Source organism: Eubacterium sp. AF19-12LB, assembly GCF_003479125.1.
GTDB lineage: Bacteria > Bacillota > Clostridia > Lachnospirales > Lachnospiraceae > Eubacterium_U > Eubacterium_U album.
Genome location: NZ_QUGP01000001.1, coordinates 105,824 through 124,125, shown reverse-complemented (window position 1 = coordinate 124,125; position 18,302 = coordinate 105,824). Strand labels below are relative to the sequence as shown.

General features: G+C 31.2%; 14 protein-coding genes. 3 read left to right on the top strand and 11 right to left on the bottom strand.

What is annotated here, in order from left to right:
• Positions 1-82: 82 nt before the first annotated feature.
• From DWX29_RS00580 to DWX29_RS00560, 4 genes are all read right to left on the bottom strand, one after another.
• Positions 83-1,414, bottom strand: a complete 1,332-nt coding sequence (locus DWX29_RS00580) for a sensor histidine kinase (protein WP_118564920.1) — start codon at positions 1,412-1,414, stop codon at positions 83-85.
• Positions 1,415-2,152 carry a LytTR family DNA-binding domain-containing protein gene (locus DWX29_RS00575; protein WP_118564919.1) on the bottom strand — a complete coding sequence of 246 codons (738 nt, stop codon included), beginning with the start codon at positions 2,150-2,152 and terminating at the stop codon, positions 1,415-1,417.
• A 208-nt stretch (positions 2,153-2,360) separates the two neighbouring features.
• A complete protein-coding gene (locus DWX29_RS00565) occupies positions 2,361-3,266 on the bottom strand; it encodes a hypothetical protein (protein WP_118564918.1) in 906 nt (301 codons plus the stop codon).
• A gap of 2 nt (positions 3,267-3,268) precedes the next feature.
• Positions 3,269-4,600, bottom strand: a complete 1,332-nt coding sequence (locus DWX29_RS00560; protein ID WP_022088989.1) for a sodium-dependent transporter — start codon at positions 4,598-4,600, stop codon at positions 3,269-3,271.
• 183 nt (positions 4,601-4,783) lie between these two features.
• Here DWX29_RS00560 and DWX29_RS00555 point away from each other — a divergent pair, with 183 nt between their 5' ends.
• Complete coding sequence (locus DWX29_RS00555; protein ID WP_118564917.1) at positions 4,784-7,039, top strand: ATP-binding protein; 2,256 nt, start codon at positions 4,784-4,786, stop codon at positions 7,037-7,039.
• A gap of 178 nt (positions 7,040-7,217) precedes the next feature.
• On the opposite strand, the gene DWX29_RS00550 is transcribed toward DWX29_RS00555, so the two are convergent.
• Genes DWX29_RS00550 through DWX29_RS00540 form a run of 3 tightly spaced genes read right to left on the bottom strand, consistent with a single transcriptional unit; the run spans position 7,218 to position 10,295 of the window.
• The gene (locus DWX29_RS00550; protein WP_118564916.1) at positions 7,218-8,366 is read right to left on the bottom strand and encodes an ABC transporter permease; all 1,149 of its coding nucleotides are present in this window, start codon (positions 8,364-8,366) and stop codon (positions 7,218-7,220) included.
• On the bottom strand, positions 8,353-9,534 hold the full coding sequence (locus DWX29_RS00545) for an ABC transporter permease (RefSeq protein ID WP_118564915.1): 1,182 nt from the start codon (positions 9,532-9,534) through the stop codon (positions 8,353-8,355). Before DWX29_RS00545 ends, DWX29_RS00550 begins: the two co-directional genes overlap by 14 nt.
• The gene (locus DWX29_RS00540; RefSeq protein WP_022088985.1) at positions 9,534-10,295 is read right to left on the bottom strand and encodes an ABC transporter ATP-binding protein; all 762 of its coding nucleotides are present in this window, start codon (positions 10,293-10,295) and stop codon (positions 9,534-9,536) included. The genes DWX29_RS00545 and DWX29_RS00540 overlap by 1 nt, the downstream gene beginning before the upstream one ends.
• Before the next feature lie 297 nt (positions 10,296-10,592).
• Here DWX29_RS00540 and DWX29_RS12535 point away from each other — a divergent pair, with 297 nt between their 5' ends.
• Positions 10,593-10,880, top strand: coding sequence for a hypothetical protein (locus tag DWX29_RS12535; RefSeq protein WP_147365029.1), 288 nt, complete (start codon positions 10,593-10,595; stop codon positions 10,878-10,880).
• A 161-nt stretch (positions 10,881-11,041) separates the two neighbouring features.
• On the opposite strand, the gene DWX29_RS12590 is transcribed toward DWX29_RS12535, so the two are convergent.
• Positions 11,042-13,930 (bottom strand): fibronectin type III domain-containing protein, encoded by a 2,889-nt coding sequence (locus tag DWX29_RS12590; RefSeq protein WP_158574476.1) that lies wholly within the window; start codon positions 13,928-13,930, stop codon positions 11,042-11,044.
• A gap of 498 nt (positions 13,931-14,428) precedes the next feature.
• On the opposite strand from DWX29_RS12590, the gene DWX29_RS00530 reads away from it, so the two are divergent.
• Positions 14,429-15,547: an SLC13 family permease gene (locus DWX29_RS00530; protein WP_347496319.1), complete on the top strand. Its 1,119-nt coding sequence runs from the start codon at positions 14,429-14,431 to the stop codon at positions 15,545-15,547.
• Between the two features lie 480 nt (positions 15,548-16,027).
• On the opposite strand, the gene DWX29_RS12750 is transcribed toward DWX29_RS00530, so the two are convergent.
• The 3 genes from DWX29_RS12750 to DWX29_RS00515 all read right to left on the bottom strand — a co-directional run bounded on the left by DWX29_RS12750 (position 16,028) and on the right by DWX29_RS00515 (position 18,287).
• The gene (locus DWX29_RS12750; RefSeq protein ID WP_199663664.1) at positions 16,028-16,246 is read right to left on the bottom strand and encodes a hypothetical protein; all 219 of its coding nucleotides are present in this window, start codon (positions 16,244-16,246) and stop codon (positions 16,028-16,030) included.
• 54 nt (positions 16,247-16,300) lie between these two features.
• Positions 16,301-17,533, bottom strand: a complete 1,233-nt coding sequence (locus DWX29_RS00520) for a phenylacetate--CoA ligase (RefSeq protein WP_022088143.1) — start codon at positions 17,531-17,533, stop codon at positions 16,301-16,303.
• A gap of 190 nt (positions 17,534-17,723) precedes the next feature.
• Positions 17,724-18,287: an indolepyruvate oxidoreductase subunit beta gene (locus DWX29_RS00515; protein WP_022088142.1), complete on the bottom strand. Its 564-nt coding sequence runs from the start codon at positions 18,285-18,287 to the stop codon at positions 17,724-17,726.
• Positions 18,288-18,302 lie beyond the last annotated feature (15 nt).

The window sequence follows — 18,302 nt, the reverse complement described above, 5'->3', positions numbered from 1 at the left end:
AATTTTAGGCATCAAGTGGTTGTAATAAAAAAGATACCTGACTCATATAAAGCCGGTATCCTTTTTATTGTCTATATTTTCTTTATATTTCAGGTGGTTGCAATAATACTCCACTAACACAGAATTTCTTTTCGTTAATTTCTATTTTAATGTCCCCTTCATATTTATTTACAACATATTTTACGGATTCAATTCCTATTCCACTACCATTTTCTTTTGTTGACAAAAATCTGTTTCCTTTCATTTTTATATTTCCGTCAAATGTATTATCTATTGAAAATACTATTGCTTCTGCATTTGGTTTATGTATTTTTAAATCAATTTTTCTTTTTTCTATTTCTATATTTTTGCATGCATCAATAGCATTTTCGAGCAAATTTCCAAATAACACTGTCAAATCTGAATCGCTGATATTTACTTCATTTGGAATAGAAACATCTACATTTATACTTATATCTGATTTTTCAGCCTCCTGCACATAATATACAAGCACCGTATTTAATGCAAAATTTCCACAATATACAATTGGATTTTTCAAATATGAATGCTTAAGATATTTTCCCAGATACTCTTCTATTTTTTTGCATTCATTATTCTGTGCCATTGCATGTACAACACTTATGTGATGTCTCAAGTCATGTCTTGCCCTTCTTGTTGCATCCATCTGTTTTTTCATTTCGTCATAACGAAGATTCTGAAGTGCAAGCTGCTTATTTTCATCACGCAGTTTTAAATTGTGTTCAAATTCAAACATTGCACTGATTAATACTCCATATACCAGAAGCGCACCTACATTTACTAAAAATGTAAATATTAGACTGACATAATTTAAAGCAAGTTCCAATGAAGATTTAGAGTTAAAATACAGACCGTGATACCAGAATAAATAAAATGTGGCAGGTATCATCCATAGGTATCTCCACATTTTTCCATTAATTTTAATGTCTGCAAGACCTTTTATATATTTTTTAAAGTATATAAATATAATTGGTACAAATATTATCTGCACAATTGTTGTGCATAATGAAAATGTCCAACGGTTATTCTGTATGGCCATTTGTGGGAATATGTGACCTTCCATGCATTTTCCTGCCATTACAATAAAATTAGCAAAATTTGATACTATAAGAAGCACAAATACAAGTTTTCCAAAATAATCTTTTATGGCAATAAAATAGAACGCTGCATAACTTACCGTACTTATTAGGGAAATAAGTCCTTTCTGACTTTGCGAACAGGTTGTTGCATATATCCCCATCGCATTTTGAAATATTGTAAGAATAATTGCAAAAAACATTGTTGTTTTCTTTGAAAAACGTAGTTTATCAATAAAGGGATAAATTGCAAGTCCTAAGTATGGAATTAAATTAAGACACGAATATAATATTATCTCAAATATTCTTAAATTAGACATTTATATATCCTCCCCTTGTCTTAATCTCTCTATCAGATAATCTGTGTAAGATTTCTTTACTTCTGCATATTTTCTCCTGCTAATTGGAACATATTCTTTATTTATCAGTTTAAATCTGTCTTCCTCAAGCCCATCTACTTTTGTAATATTAACTACTATTCCTTTAAAGCATTGAATAAGTTCCTTATGTTCTTGTATACATGCTTCAAAATTTTTCTGTGTGCATCTTAATTGGATTTTGTTTCCATCAATAAGGTAAATTGTTACATAATGCCCTGAAAAAGTTGTATATAATAAAGAATCAATTGGTATAATCTGTCCATCCGGTAAATCTAATATTTTTTTATTTTTCTTTTCATCCTCAGATATTCTTTCTATAGTTTTAAGTATACGCTCTTTACTAAATGGTTTTATCAGATAATCATATGCTTTAACTTCATAGCTTTCACTGGCAAATTCATTACTTGTTGTGATAAATATTATCTTTGACTGATTGTCTGTTTCTCTTAGTTTCTTTGCCGTTTCAATTCCTGTAATTCCATTCATATAAATGTCTAAGAATACAATGTCAAAATATTTTTTGTTTTCATTTTTCTCTATTAAATTTATAAAATCTTCTCCACTAAAAAATTCTGTGATTTCAAAATCTTTTCTTGATTTGTTATCGCAAATTTTTGTAATTTCCTCTTGCAGTCTCTTTCTGTCATCCTCATTATCATCAACGATAGCTATTTTCATGTCCTTCTCCTTATTCCTAATAACATATAGTTATTAACTATGCCATTTAATTTAAGTTCTTTTGCATTTTTAATGACAAATTTCAACATTTAATGTGCATATCCATTTCCTCGCTCAGATTTATATAAATAAAATTTGCTTAAATACATAACATCTTTTTGGGATAAAATCCAAGTCACAAACCAAATACCAGGCTACTATGCTACTTTTAAAATAAATCCAACATGTTGTCCAAGTAAATTCTTTCTCTGACATGAATCTGATACTCAGGCTTAGTCATATAATAAAGTAAAAATTCCAGAATCAAAGCACTTCCTAAGCTTCGTCCTTCAATTTTAAAATTTGAAAAGCCCATAGGCATATAAATATTTTTTATATCATCTATACCAATGAAACCGGGATTTGTCATTGCTTTAGAAAATTTATAGCCACTCTCTGCATCAGGAGCCACGCAACGATACTCTTTAAATTTTTCTCCTAGATTTTTGCGACTTACAGTTTCATAACATTTTTTTCTGTCAGCACAACCAAACCAACAGCATTCATTGCATAAAAATTCAACTTTATCCTTCTGCTTTTCTGATAACCTATTCAATTTATCTAATTCTTTATTTAACCGAAAATCCAGAACAACATATAGAAAATCATTTCTATTCATCTCATGTTTTAATTGCTCAAAATCAATTAACACCTTAGTTGTTGATGAGACAAAATAGAATTCCGGATATTTATTTTTTAAATACTCTAATAGCAAATCTGAATGAATTATTACACCATTTTGTATTTCATTCTTTTCTCCAAACATAGAGCATAGGTAGTTACATTTTTTATCTGAAAGATGTTCAGTTCTTAACAATGAATTACTAAATGTCAGTCTTGCTGAAATGCCATATTCCTTCATTAATGCTAAAACTTCTTTTGGATTATTTTCTCCAAATCCGACACGGCCTCCGCCCCAAACACAATCTGCCGGAGCTCCATATATAGAACCAATATCGCACCAGTCATAAAAATATTCTCTATGCTCACGAAATAATGGTAAAAACTCACTATACAACCCGTAAAATTCAAATAATCCGGGAAGATGATAATATGCTGTTTCTTTTTTTAACATTATCAGCCTATTCCTCCAAGCATTGCTCCAGCCACAAGTGCTATAAACGCTAATGGTACAAGCACATATTTTCCAAGTGGCATAAACCATTTGCCAATCGGCTTATTATTGCCTTTATTTACTGCACTAATTGCAAAATCCTTCCCTGCAACCCAGAAGAACATAATTGCTGCAAGCATTGCACCTAATGGACAAATATAAATTGATACTGCATCCATCCATCCTGAAACAATCCCCTGAATAACAAGCGCAACTGCGCAGCCAACTACCGCTATACTCAAAACAGCTACCGGTCTTTTAAATTTTAATCTTTCTTCCAATGTTGCTATCGGTGCCTCATATAAATTTACAAGAGAACTCATTCCCGCAAATAAAACGCAAATATAGAAAATTATTCCTACAATCTTTCCACCCTGCATTCCATTAAATACATTTACAAGATAGATAAACATAAGTCCCGGTCCGCCTGAAGACAATTCTGCTCCACCAACAGCCATTCCCGGAATTATTACAAATGCTGCAAGTAATGCTGCTACTGTATCAAATACTGCTACGTTTCTTGCAGAACTTACTACATTTTCTGATTCACTTAAATATGAACCATAAATTACTGTTCCATTTCCTGCTATTGATAATGAGAAAAATGCCTGTCCAAATGCATAAATCCACAATCTCGGGTCAAGCAATCCTTTAGGATTTATTGTAAATATGTATTTATATCCATCACTTGCACCCGGAAGCGTAAATACATAAATTCCTAATCCCAAAAATAATACAAAAAGAAGTGGCATCATAAATTTGTTTGCCCTTTCGATACCACCGGCAATTCCAAATGCCATAATTACGGCTGTAACAATTACTGCGATTACAAGCCATAAGTTATTTCCATAGCTTGTAGCTGTACTTCCAAACATTCCGCCAATAGCATCCATATCATGTCCCATATCTGAAAGCTGACCTGTAATTGCTAAATATGTATATTTAAATATCCATCCTACAACTACCGTATATCCTATTGCTAATGCTAATGAACCGATAACCGGAAGTGCACCAATCACTTCTCCGATTCTTTTATTACCTGTCCTAACTTCAGTACATTTGCCAAATGCTTTAATAGGTCCACCTTTAGCAGCTCTTCCAAGCGCCATTTCTTCGATAAGCCCTGTTGCCCCAATTAAAATAACAAATAAAACGTATGGGATTAAAAATGTCATACCTCCCCAGTCTGACACCATATAAGGAAATCTCCAAATATTTCCCATTCCTACTGCTGACCCTATGCATGCAATTACAAAGCCTGTTCTACTCTTAAACCCGTCCCTCTTTTTTTCCATTAATTTTTATCCTTTCCTTTTTCAGTCATACCTTAAATATTGTATCACATTATAGGGATTATTATAGTTAAATTTTACTCAATATGTTATAATTAGATAATGTAATTTGGTTCGGAAAATTAATACTTTTATTGCTTCTTTGTAAGCAAATTATTACTAAATTTTGCGAAAGGAGAGATTATTGTGGCACAAGATAATTCAAAAGATAACTCAGCTAATAAATATACAAATAAGTATACTAAAAAAACTAGTATCCAAAAATTTCTTTTACTCTTATGCAATATTATTATGATTGTAGTGGCACTTTTATCTTCCTACTCCTATTCTATTACTACGGAAAACAAAAGCGTCGCCTTACGTTTAGATAATTTCTGCGACTCTACTGACTCTATGAAACAGCTTACTGAAAGCTATTTACATGCAGAAAAAGGATATGTCGATAACTGGGCTCACTACATTTCCAGCAATAATATGACTATAGATGAAGCAATAAAATTTGTGCAGAATATTAACACACAGGGCAACCGCTATGCACACTTCGTTGATATGGATGACTTCTCAGCTATTTCTACTATTGCAGATAAAAATGGAAATTACTCTGTTAACTGTTACAAAACATTTTATGATACAGATACCAATGCATGTCATGCAATGATTAAAAAAATGCAGAATATGTTTAAATCACAATCCGGTCAGGTTTATGTTCTTGGTAAATATCGCGTTGACGGACTACAACAGACTGTCATCAGTGTTGGTACTAGAGTTTATTTAAATATTGGTAACAATAAGACAAAGCCTTACCTGCTTTTAAGATTGCTTCCTGTTGATTACCTAAAAAATGCATGTGCATTTCCAACTGAATATAAATCAGCAGAAATCAGTCTTATTAACTCTAACGGTGAATATGTTATTCAGTCTCCTTCGATGAAATCAAGAACTTTTTATGACTATATTCGCGGATACAATTTTCAAAATGATTACAATAAAGTCGACGAGCTTGCTAACAAAATTAAATCGTCCGATAGTGGCTTGCTTCAATACAAAGACTATCGTAACGAAAATTGCTATTGGTACTATTCAAGTTTTGGAAAAAATTTAGATTTATACATCATAGGATATATTCCTGTAAAGGATATTAATTCAGTTAATATGAACTGGAGTATTGTTGCAATTATATGTGGAACAGTATTGTTTTTAACAATTCTTGATACATTTTACATATTATCAATTAATCATAGTTTAAGAAAAGCTGCAAGTGAAGCTGAACATGCAAGTCAGGCAAAAACACAATTTTTGTCCACTATATCCCACGATATCCGTACTCCAATGAATGGCGTTTTGGGAATGACTCAAATTGCGAAAAAACATTTAAATGATCCTGAATATATGGGCGAATGTCTGGATAAAGTTTCTCTTGCCGGAAATCATCTTTTAACATTAATAAATGATATTTTAGATATTTCAAAAATTGAGAGTGGGAAAATGGCTATTTCTATAGAACCTTTTTCACTTAAGGACTGTGTAAATGAAGTTGTTAGTATTATTCGCCCTCAGGCTGAATATAAAGGCATTTCGCTTGAGGTTAATATGCATGACATTATTTACGAAACTTTGTCAGCTGATCCTTTACGACTTAATCAGATAATAACTAATCTTTTAACTAATGCCGTAAAATATACTGACAATGGTGGAAAAGTTTTATTTGATATAAGTCAGTCACGATTACCGGATGATGACGAAAAAATACGACTAAAAATTGTTGTCTCTGATAACGGAATCGGTATGACTAAAGAATTTCAGGAAACAATGTATAATTCATTTACCAGAGCTCTTGACAGTAGAACTAATAAAATTCAGGGAACCGGTTTAGGCCTTGCCATTATTAAACAGCTTGTAGATTTAATGAACGGCTCAATTGATTGTAAAAGTGAATTAAGGAAAGGAACTACATTTACTGTTTACCTTGATTTAGCAGTACTTAACGAACACAAGCATTTAGATACAGTAAATCCGGATTCATTATATGAAAAAAATTATGATTTTTCTTCATTACATGTACTTGTTGCAGAAGACAATGATTTAAATTGGGAAATTATTAAAACAATGCTTTCCGAATATAAAGTTTCATGTGACCGTGCCGTAAATGGTCTTGAATGCATAAACACTTTGACTTCCTCTTCCAAAGGCTTTTATGACTTAATTTTAATGGATATCCAAATGCCTGTACTGAACGGAAAAGAAGCTACACGTAAAATCAGGGAAAACGAAGATGCGTATATACGAAATATTCCTATTGTAGCAATGACTGCTGATGCATTTGCTGAAGACATAAAGGCATGTAAAGAAGCCGGAATGAATGCTCATATACCAAAGCCTATTAATATGAAACAGATATTATCAGTTTTAATAACTGTATTAAAGAAGGACTATAAATTTTAAAAAACTTTAATAATGGAGGCTAATTATTTAGGAGCAGGTGTCTATGAAAATTCCGAAGCTGCTGCTAAAGCCTTTGTTTTAGAATGTAGCAAATAATAAAAACAAATACCCGGTTGTGAACCATTTTCACAACCGGGTATTTTTGATAAAAAACTATAAAATAGCATTTTTAAAATTCTTAATTTATTATCTGTTTTCTTTTACTTACATAATTTGTTACTGCGACAAATATAAAACTGGAAATTACTATAACTGCCCCATTTATTAACAATGGTTTAATGCTTTCAAAATTAAAAACTTCCATAGTTTTTATCAGTTGGTTATTTGCTACATAATAATATGTTGGCAATATATGTGCTATTTTCAATACATAATCAGGCATGTATTCAAATGGCACAAAGCATCCACAAAGAAATGATGTGCCGAGTGCTATTACATTTACTATTCCACCAATAGCATTCTTATTCTGCGTAATATTTCCAATTAAAAATCCTATGGTCAGACTGCATATCGTAAATACAAATGAATTTATAACATAGCCTAAACCATTTGAACTAAACATTAAGTCTTTAAACAAAATCAATGCCAAAATCATATATAAAATCCACATTGCAAATATTACTATGGAATTTGATAATAGTACGATTCTATTATATTTTTTGTAATTGAAACTGCTTATAATTGTTCTCTTTCTTACAGTCTCATCATTTAAACTTGCTAAAATCATACTGATGCAATACACACATCCTGCAAGCAAGGCGTAATTTAGGATATTAAAATACTGTGTCATGCTGCTTAACTTTGATGTATCTAAAGTCGTTTTCATATAAACCTTTGTATCTTTGTCCACAACTTTATTTACTTTTGAAATTAACTCAACTCCACTATAATAATCCTTGTAAATAAGCACGGTTTTTATGTATTTTTCCACCATCATTTGGGCATATGAAGAATATTCATCACCACATGATTTATATTCCAACGAAGGATTCTTTCCATCTAATAAATTTTTTCCAAAATCTTTTGGTATATAAATTACATAATTTACGTCTCTGTAAAAAATTGCATCATTTATTTTGTCTTCGTCTTTTGTATCTATATCTTTTATTTCTGAATGTTTACTTATATAATCCTCAAAGCCTTTAGCAATATTATCTTCACTGTCTTTATTTACAATTAACACACTTGGTTTTGAATCTTCAAAATTTGTCATATTATTACCTGATGTCTGATTAAGCGCTGTTATTGCAACAAGTATGGCAGTATATAAAATAATCATTCCCTTTAATTTATTTAATATCTTTAAAATAGTCTTAAATACTGTCATACTTTTCCCTCCTTAAGCTAACAAACGAAACCAATAGACAAATTATAATAAATATAATCAAATAAATGATATCTCTAAAATATCTGTCTAAAGTATCGTAATAGTATAATGAATAAAAGCCATCAGTTATTAAGTTATTTGGATTTATCAGATTAATTATAGGCACATTTTTATCAATTACATATTTTAATGTAACTCCCATCATTCCTGAAAAAACAGAAAAGAACATTGTAACAGCAATAGTTATTCCTGTCTTAGCACCTTCTGACACTCTGAATATTGAAGCAATTACTACCCCTAGTGCAATTCCTGCCAGATTTCCTACCATGGAAAGTAAAATAATTAACAAAAGATTTTCTCCAAAATCAACTTTTATTACAAATGTCAAAAATGCCATAAGTACCGCAAGTCCTACCAGACTTACCGCATAACTTCCTATAGTCGAACTCAAAATAATTGTGCTTTTTTTATTTGGTGACACGGAAATTCTTTTTCCCTTGCTACTCATATTCGCCAGACAGTTATTTATTGCAGTCAACCCGAATATTCCACCATACATACACATCATCGCAATTAAAGTATAATATTCTATTTGCATATAACTTAAATTTGAATTAGAAATATTTTTCAAACTAACTCGTTCATTATTAATTTTGTCTAATATTTGATTTACTATTTTGTCTGTATCAAATGTAAAATTCCCGTTTGCTATTTCGTTTTCTATATTTTTTTCGGTCAATTCTTCTACTATTGTTTCATTCTGTCTGATTTCATTTATGACAAACTTAAGTAATGTTTGATATGTACCATTTGCCTTTACTACAACCTGCGGTTCGTCGTTCTTAAATACAACATATCCTTCAATTTTAGAATCATCTAATAGGGAATCTGCTTTTTTATTACTTACATATTTGATATTAAATAATTTGTCTTTATTATCATTATCCGATAATTCTTTTAATGCGTTTTTGTATATTTCCTGCGTTTCAAATTCGTCATTATCTACTACTGCAATATCAAACACTTTTAATACTTCATCTTTTTCTATGTTGGAAAATGCCATATTGAAAAATATTCCAAGAATAATCGGAAAGGCAAATGTCCAAAAGACTAATATTTTATTTTTAAACAATGTTTTTATCGTATATTTCAAATTATGAATAAACATTAATCTCTTAATTCCTTTCCTGTTAATTTCAAAAATACATCATTTAATGTAGGTCCTACACGTTCTATTTTTTCTTCAATATTTGCCTGTTGTTTCAGTTCTTCGCTTGTTCCCTGAGCTATTATTTTTCCTTTATCAAGAATTATAATTCTATCGCAAAGTATCTCTACCTCTTCCATATAATGTGTTGTGTAAACTATTGTGGCACCATCATCTCTTAATTTCTTAATTCCATCTAAAATATTGTTTCTACTCTGTGGGTCGACTGCTACTGTTGGTTCATCAAGAAAAATAAGTTTTGGTTTATGTGCTATTCCACAGGCAATATTTAATCTTCTTAAAAGTCCCCCTGAAAGTTGTTTTGGCAAATATTTTTTAAATTCACCAAGTCCTACTAATTCAATGGCATCTTCTACATATTGCTTTCTGATATTTTTATCTTCTATGTATAATCCACAAAAATAGTTTATATTGTCATATACATTTAATTCATTAAATACTGCAACCTCCTGAAAAATGACTCCAATTTTCGATTTTATATCGTACGAATCGGGTTTCATATCCTTACCAAATATTTTTATGCTTCCGTTCTGATATTTAAGCAATGCTAAAATTGAATTTATAGTTGTACTTTTACCACTTCCGTTAGGTCCAAGTAATCCTAATATTTCTCCTTCATATACATCAAATGATAAATTATCAACTGCCTTTTGTTCTTTATATTCTTTAGTTAGATTTTTTACCTCTATTACTTTTTCCATATTGCCTCCATAATTTTTCTTTTCATATTGTGATTAAATTATATCATATGTTAATTTGATTATGTTTTATATTTTGAATTTCTTCCCCAGCCGGCAGATATTTTCATAGCAAACACGTTGATTTTCCTTTCCCCAGCCGACAGATTTTTTCATAGCAAACACGTTGATTTTCCTTCCCCCAGCCGGCAGATTTTTTCATAGCAAACACGTTGATTTTTTTATTTTGCTGCGCCGCTTATTGTAAGTTCAAAAGATAAACTCGCCTATCGGCTCAGACATATCTTTTGAACTTACGCTATGCTCGCAAAATTTCAAAAATCTGCCTATCGTTTGCTTATGAAAATTTCTGCCGGCTGGGGTTGTGGAAATTCTGTTGTTCTGGATATTTCTGCCGGCTGGGGTGTGGAAATTTTGTTGCTCTGGATATTTCTGCCGGCTGGATGCGGAAATTCTGTTGCTCTGGATATTTCTGTCGGCTGGATGTGGAAATTCTGTTGCTCTGGATATTTCTGCCGGCTGGATGTGGAAATTTTGTTGCTCTGGATATTTCTGCCGGCTGGGGTATGGAAATTTTGTTGCTTATAAAAAGTTTTGACAGATTGGGTGATTTAATTTATATGGTTCTTTAAAATCGGATATAGTTGATTAAATTTTCTATTTTTCATACTTTAATTTAAAAAAATACCGAAAATCTATTAACAATAGACCTTCGGTATTTCACCTTAGTAATTTTTAATTATTTTTTACTATTTTGTCTTAACTCTTTTTGTCTTTGACCATGCTGAATATACTTTGTTTCCATCTACGATTTTGTATGTACGAATTCGAACATTGTATGTTTTCTTTGCTTTTAATTTCTTTACAATATATATAGTTGCCTTTTGTTTGTTTACTGATATTGTCTTTTTGTTTTTCTTAAACTTCTTATCAGTTGCTACCTGAATTTCATATCCTTTTACGTTTTTAACTGCTTTCCATTTCAAAGTAATTGATTTCTTTTTGGCAATTGTCTTGCTAATCTTTGTAGTCTTTGGTGGTGAAACTACAGCAGTTGTGTTCTGCGGATTTGTTGTTGTTTCAGTTTTGCTTTCCGGCTGATTTTGTGTTGTCGGATTAGTTACATCTGCTTTTTTTGTTGTTTGTGTAGAATCTGCTTCTTTTGTTGTCTCAGAAGTTGATGCTATAATTCTTGGTAATGTTTTTCCTATTGCAATTATTTTATCACAATCGTTACAATAAGTATCTCCTGTGTATCCTTCCTCTTGTTCTGTTGCATCTTTTTTATTTATAATTGTCGTATTTTTGTGCTCACATTCAGTTGGAATAAAAGTCCCATCATCTGTTTTTGAAGCTTCTGCCGTATTTCCATAAGCACCCATATTAACTCTGCTTCCATTAGGAGACGGTTCATTTGAATAATCACTTAACGGGTCACCTGCATTTATGCAAGGGCTTGTAACATCATCCGCAATCCACATCGTTCCATTCCATCTTCCGCCTTTAGATTTCAAATGATAATTTCCTTTTTCTATATTTGCAAATAATGGTTCTTCAAATATACATCCTATTCCATAATTATAAGTGTTACCATTCCAGCTATCATTATATATGCATGTATATGTTATATTTGATGTGTCTGTATCGTCATTTAGATTCTTAAATCCTCTCTTGTTTCCGGCTATTATACAATTTTTTATTATCGGAAGTTTTGTCATATATCTGCCTATGCTTACTCCATAATAGCAGTTTGCAATTGTAACATTTTCCAAAACTATTTTTTCAATTAAATCTTCTTCTACACTTAATGATAGACCAATTCCATCATTTTGCTTATTAAAATTATGTATAATACAATTTGAAATTTTGAAAATATTATCTTTTGGTACTTTTGTTCCATAAGCTGATATGCTTAATCCCGTGAAAGAATCATTGTTTTTTCCTTCAAAAATTGTATTTTCTACAGAAATTTTTCCATAAATGTAATCATTATAGCTGTTAAGTGTAACATACATTCCACTTGATTCATTGGTAAATTTACAATCTTTTACTGTAAGTATTTGTGGAATTTCTCCCTCATATCCGGTCTTTTTGCTTATTATGTTTGCCTGCATTTTAACATTATCAAATTCACAATTTTCAAATACGGCTTTTCCATTTAAATAATCCGAAGACGAATTCTGCGTTATGGAAATTTGATTGCTTGCATTTGTTAATCCTCTGTCAGAAGCCCCTACAAATTTAATAGGATTTTCCTTTGTTCCTTTTGCAATCAGCTCTCCATTATACATAATATCTAACGATGCAATTACATAAGGATGTTCTGAAGTCAATATTACTTTTGCATCATTTCCATTGTTATATCCTACAGTACAATTTTTAAAGTAATATTCCAGGCCCTCTATTTTTCCTAATGTACATTCCGGAGTTATCATTGAGCCACTAAGTTCAACGTACTTTCCAAATACAGCTGAGTAATCGCATGTATTATTCGCATAAGTTCTTGTTTTATCAGCATTGACATTTGCTCCAAATTGAACTCTTATAGGTGCACACTTATTCATTTCTGACGATTCATTAGATTGGCTTCCGTGAAATACATTTCCCTCTATTACAAAATCACATTGTCCATCAAGATTCAACGCATTTTTTGTTAATGCTCCACCTTCTGTTGTGTAAAATTCATTATTTATTATTTCCGCATTTCCTCCCCAGTTAACAGACGGATTGTAAGAACCGGGAATATTGTTTTTAAATGTATTATTTTCTATTTTACATTTTGATTTATCATTATAAAAATACTCATATGCTAAATCCTTTGTATAACCTTCAATTCCCATTGAAAGTGATTTGAACATTGAATTTGATATTTTAATATTTGATTCAACAGTATTTGCATCATAATCTCCATAAAAAAATCCTGCACCTATTTCACTCGGTTGCAAAATATTTTTGCTTACTAACTCTGTACTATCAAATATACAATGGTCTACTGTAAGATTAAACTTCGTATTCTTTGTCCCATGAGATACATCAATTAATCCCTCTGTGAAATCTCTAAACTGTGCTCCACCGTTTATAAAATAACAATATTCAAATGTGTCTGTCACTTCTCCATTATCAGGAAGTGTTATCTCTATTCCATTCCACCCTGCGTGAGTATCAATATTTTTAAAAACAATAGGCTCATCCTGTGTACCTTTTGCCTCTATGCTTCCACCTTCTTCTACTCTAAAAATAGAATATGGTCTATAAACTACATCTGAATTTTCTACTCCATTAACATTTCCCGTTCCTGTTCCAAATAAAACTGTTGTTCCCGGTTCGATTACAAGTTTACATTTAACATATGGTAATTCAACTATATTTTTCGAACATACAACATATGTTTTATCTTTTGTCCATGTTACAACATTACTTCCATCATCTGAAACTATGTCTCCTGTTACGTATACTAAATTTTCATTAGTTTCAGAATTATCGCTTTGGGCAATTGAAGCGTCACTGTTATTTTCGTATACGGAAATTTTCGTATTTTCTTTAGTTATAACATTATTTGTTTGTTGTGCCATAGTATTTTGTGGTACTAATGATATTACCAACATTATACTTAGAATAAGGCTAAAATACTTTCTCATAGGCAACTCCTTTCTACTACATTTTTTATATTATAATTTTAACATAATATAATCTTGAAGTCTTTATTTAAATTATTATTCAGCAGAAGTTTCCCTAGCAAACACGTTGATTTTCCTTTCCCAGCCGGCAGATATTTTTATAAGCAAACGATAGGCAGATTTTTGAAATTTTGCGAGTATAGCGTAAGTTCAAAAGATATGTCTGAGCCGATAGGCGAGTTTATCTTTTGAACTTACAATAAGCGGCGCAGCAAAATTTCAAAAATCAACGTGTTTGCTATGAAAATATCTGCCGGATGGGGCGAGGAAAGTGTGTTGCTTATGAAAGTTTCTGTCGACTGGGGTGGGAATTGTGTTGTCTATGGATTTTCTGTTAGCTGAAACAATGTTAAATATATTATTTTCCTTGAAAAATATTTGCTAAATATGTCATATATTAATTGACAAAAATCCTGTTTAAGCAATATGCTATAATCATGTTAAAAAAGGATATATTTAATGATGAAAAAATTTATAGAATTAGTACGTAAAGAAACAGTATTAGTAATTGCATGGGTCTTGGCAATTATATCCGCATTTTTTGTAAAACCAAATATTAAATACATAGATTACATAGATTTTAGAACGCTTGGAATATTATGGAGCCTTATGGTTATCATGGAAGGGTTAAGTTGTAATGGATTATTTGAAAAGATAGGTTATAAATTATTAAAAAAGACGAAAAATGTATGGCAGCTAAGTATAACATTGGTATTCATTTGTTTTTTCTCAAGTATGTTAATTACAAATGACGTTGCACTTATTACATTTGTTCCTTTTACAATGATGATTTTAGGAAAATGTGAAAAACAAAATTTATTGATTCCAATAATTGTTTTGCAAACCATTGCAGCTAATCTTGGAAGTATGCTTACTCCAATTGGCAACCCTCAAAATTTATATTTATATGGTTTATGGGGAGTTAACATATTTACATTCATAAAAACTATTTTACCTTATTCAATTGTTTCATTTTTTCTTCTTTTACTATTTTTGTTTTTTATTAAGGATAAGAAAAGTAAAATTGTTGTTGATGGTAAAGAAAATGATATTATTCAATATAAGGGGAACTTATTTTTCTATGTAATTTTATTTGTAATCGCATTAGGAACTGTATTTAAATTAATTCCTTATTATATTCTTATATTTCTTGTGTTTATTGTTGTGTTTTTTATACAGCGAAATGTGCTATATAAAATAGATTACGCATTACTTTTTACATTCATTGGATTTTTTATTTTTACGGGAAATATTGGTTCACTTCCAATGGCAAATAAGTATTTGGCTTCAATTGTTATAGGAAATGAAATTGGAATTGGGGTACTTGCGAGTCAGGTGATAAGCAATGTTCCTTCTGCCTTGCTTTTATCTGGTTTTACAACAAACTATAAAGGATTACTTATAGGTGTAAATGTTGGTGGTCTTGGAACACTTATTGCTTCAATGGCAAGTTTAATTTCTTACAAATTGTATGCACATAATAACAACAGCACAAAAGGAAAATATTTGCTTTATTTTACAGTTGTAAATATTGTATTTCTTGTAGTTTTACTGATTTTAAACACTATAATTAACTGATATTCCAGTCGACTGAAACTTTCATAAACAAACACGTTGTTTCACCTTCCCACGACCAGCAGAAGTATCAATAAGCAACTCAACTTTCACAACCCCAGCCGGCAGAAATTTTCATAGCAAACACGTTGATTTTTTTATTTTGCTGCGCCGCTTATTGTAAGTTCAAAAGATAAACTCGCCTATCGGCTCAGACATATCTTTTGAACTTACGCTATGCTCGCAAAATTGTAAAAATCTGCCTATCGTTTGCTTATGAAAATTTCTGCCGGCTGTAGTTAGAAAATTCTATTTCTTTTGTAATTTATGCTTTAAGGTAGATAAAATAAAAATTACGTATTGTTTAGATTTAACAAGTTGTAATTTTTACTTTAATTTTCATTTCGGATTCTTTTGAATATTTCGTACTGTCTCTCTAATTCTTTTTTTCATCTAATAATAGATTCTTTGATCCTAATATTCTTTCTATTGCCTGACTTGGATCTAATGTGTGATATGGTAAATACAATCCTCGTAACTCTTTTGCTTTACAATCTTGTACACTTGTATTGATGACATATTATAAGTGTATGAAAAGTACCGATACAGATATCCTATCCAATATAGTTCATTCAAATTGTATTTTACTGAACCATATTTTGATGCTCCATACTCTTCTTCTATCATATTTAATATATCTTTCGCCTGAATATTTGTCTGCAAAAAAATACCGCAAAACTCTTAATTCCATTGATTTATCACTTTCTAAATCACAATTTAGTATCTGTTGTCATAAATTCTTGTTGATTTTTTCTCACTTCTTGGAAGATCGCCAATTGCAACAGGCTTAATTATTGCTGCGATACCTATTTTAGCCTTGAATGCTGCTCCAATTTCATGTTCCATTTCGTAAGCATTTGCATCGTCCTTTATTTCAACAAATAATGTAAGAATATCTTTTCCATTCAAATGATCTATCATAACCTGATATTCACTTGACGCCCCATTAATGCCTTTTAACATTTCTTCTATCTGTGATGGGAAGATATTTACACCTTTTACTTTAACCATATCATCTGTTCTTCCTAAAATAACATCGATTCTTGGATATTTAGAACCACATGGGCATTCTCCCGGAATAATTCTTGAAAGATCATGTGTACGATATCTGATAAGTGGCGCCCCTTCTTTATGTAATGTTGTAATAACTATTTCTCCAATTTCTCCATCAGGAAGATTTTTTCCTGTCTTAGGGTCAACAATTTCTATATAGACATAATCATCCCAATAATGCATTCCACATTCATGTTCACAACTGATTGCAATTCCAGGACCATAGACTTCTGTAAGTCCATAAATATCATAAAGCTTAACGCCAAGTTCATTTGCAATTCTTTTTCTCATCTTGTCTCCCCAGCGTTCAGAACCAATTATTCCTTTTTTAAGTTTAATCTTATCTCCAATACCTCTCTTGGCAATTTCTTCCGCAAGTAACAACGCATATGATGATGTTGCGCATAGAACTGTAGATTCCATGTCAACCATCATTCTAAGCTGTTTATCTGTATTTCCCGGACCCATAGGAATAGTCATTGCTCCAAGCTTTTCAGCACCATTTTGAAATCCTATTCCGGCGGTCCATAATCCGTAACCTGGTGTAATATGAATTCTATCTTTATTAGTTACTCCTGCCATTTTATAGCAACGTGAAAACATTGTTGCCCAATCATCAATATCTTTTTTTGTATATGGAATAATAACAGGTATACCTGTTGTACCTGAAGATGAATGTATTCTTACAATTTCTTCTTCAGGCACTGCACGAAGTCCCAACGGATAAGCTTCTCTTAAATCTCCCTTCCATGTAAATGGGAGTTTCTCAAAATCCTCCTGAGACTTAATATCATCTACATTAATACCCTCCAATTTTTTCTGGTAAAAGCAATCCTGACTTGTAAGTTTTTTCAACTGTGCTTTAATTAGTTCAAACTGCTCTTCTTTCATTTTCATAATTTGTACCTAGCCTTTCAACTATGCATTTTCATGTGTTTGAAAGGCGCAAATCCAAGATTAAAAGAATGATTTGCATTGTTTTTCCTTTCTTTTTTATTTCTTTTAACCTTTTCTTCTCCTCTATGTATTTATGACAAATGCCTCTTCATTTGTCCATAATTTATAAAAAGTCTTTTAGACTTATATACTAGTTTGTTGCCATAAGTGCTTTAATGTTCATTTCAAGGAATTTCGGATTAAGTTTTGTTTCTATAGCTTTTTTAATTTCCTCTTTTGTTATTCCTAATTCATTACTATTGGCTGCTGCTCCAAGTAGTACAACATTTAAAGCCTTCGAGCTTCCTAACTCTTTACAAATCTTTTCTCCGTCCACAGCAATAAGATTAATATTTTGCTTTTGTAAATATTCTATCATCTCTTTACCATCATAGTGAAGTCCAAGACTTGCAGTTGTTGGCATTACCGGCTTTGTATTTACAACAACTGTACCTCCCTCTTTTAAATAATTTAAATTTCTTACAACTTCACCCGGTTCAAATCCGATAATTATATCCGCTTCTCCCTCAGGAATCATTGGAGCTTTTATTTCATTTCCTATTCTTACATGGCTTACAACGCTACCTCCACGCTGGGCCATTCCAATTGTTTCTGCTGTTTTTACACTTATCCCTTTATCAATTGCAGCCTGTGCAAGTAATTTTGACGCTAAAACTGTGCCCTGTCCACCAACTCCGCAAAGTAAACAATTCATATTTATACCAAACCT

Bases quoted from the DNA above. Each gene is read 5' to 3' on its own strand.
- DWX29_RS00530 (WP_347496319.1), top strand. From the start codon at position 14,429: ATGATGAAAAAATTTATAGAATTAGTACGTAAAGAAACAGTATTAGTA.
- DWX29_RS00540 (WP_022088985.1), bottom strand. From the start codon at position 10,295: ATGGAAAAAGTAATAGAGGTAAAAAATCTAACTAAAGAATATAAAGAA.
- DWX29_RS00520 (WP_022088143.1), bottom strand. From the start codon at position 17,533: ATGAAAATGAAAGAAGAGCAGTTTGAACTAATTAAAGCACAGTTGAAA.
- DWX29_RS00580 (WP_118564920.1), bottom strand. From the start codon at position 1,414: ATGTCTAATTTAAGAATATTTGAGATAATATTATATTCGTGTCTTAAT.
- DWX29_RS00560 (WP_022088989.1), bottom strand. From the start codon at position 4,600: ATGGAAAAAAAGAGGGACGGGTTTAAGAGTAGAACAGGCTTTGTAATT.
- DWX29_RS12535 (WP_147365029.1), top strand. From the start codon at position 10,593: ATGCTCGCAAAATTTCAAAAATCTGCCTATCGTTTGCTTATGAAAATT.
- DWX29_RS00515 (WP_022088142.1), bottom strand. From the start codon at position 18,287: ATGAATTGTTTACTTTGCGGAGTTGGTGGACAGGGCACAGTTTTAGCG.
- DWX29_RS00565 (WP_118564918.1), bottom strand. From the start codon at position 3,266: ATGTTAAAAAAAGAAACAGCATATTATCATCTTCCCGGATTATTTGAA.
- DWX29_RS00545 (WP_118564915.1), bottom strand. From the start codon at position 9,534: ATGTTTATTCATAATTTGAAATATACGATAAAAACATTGTTTAAAAAT.
- DWX29_RS12590 (WP_158574476.1), bottom strand. From the start codon at position 13,930: ATGAGAAAGTATTTTAGCCTTATTCTAAGTATAATGTTGGTAATATCA.
- DWX29_RS00575 (WP_118564919.1), bottom strand. From the start codon at position 2,152: ATGAAAATAGCTATCGTTGATGATAATGAGGATGACAGAAAGAGACTG.
- DWX29_RS00550 (WP_118564916.1), bottom strand. From the start codon at position 8,366: ATGACAGTATTTAAGACTATTTTAAAGATATTAAATAAATTAAAGGGA.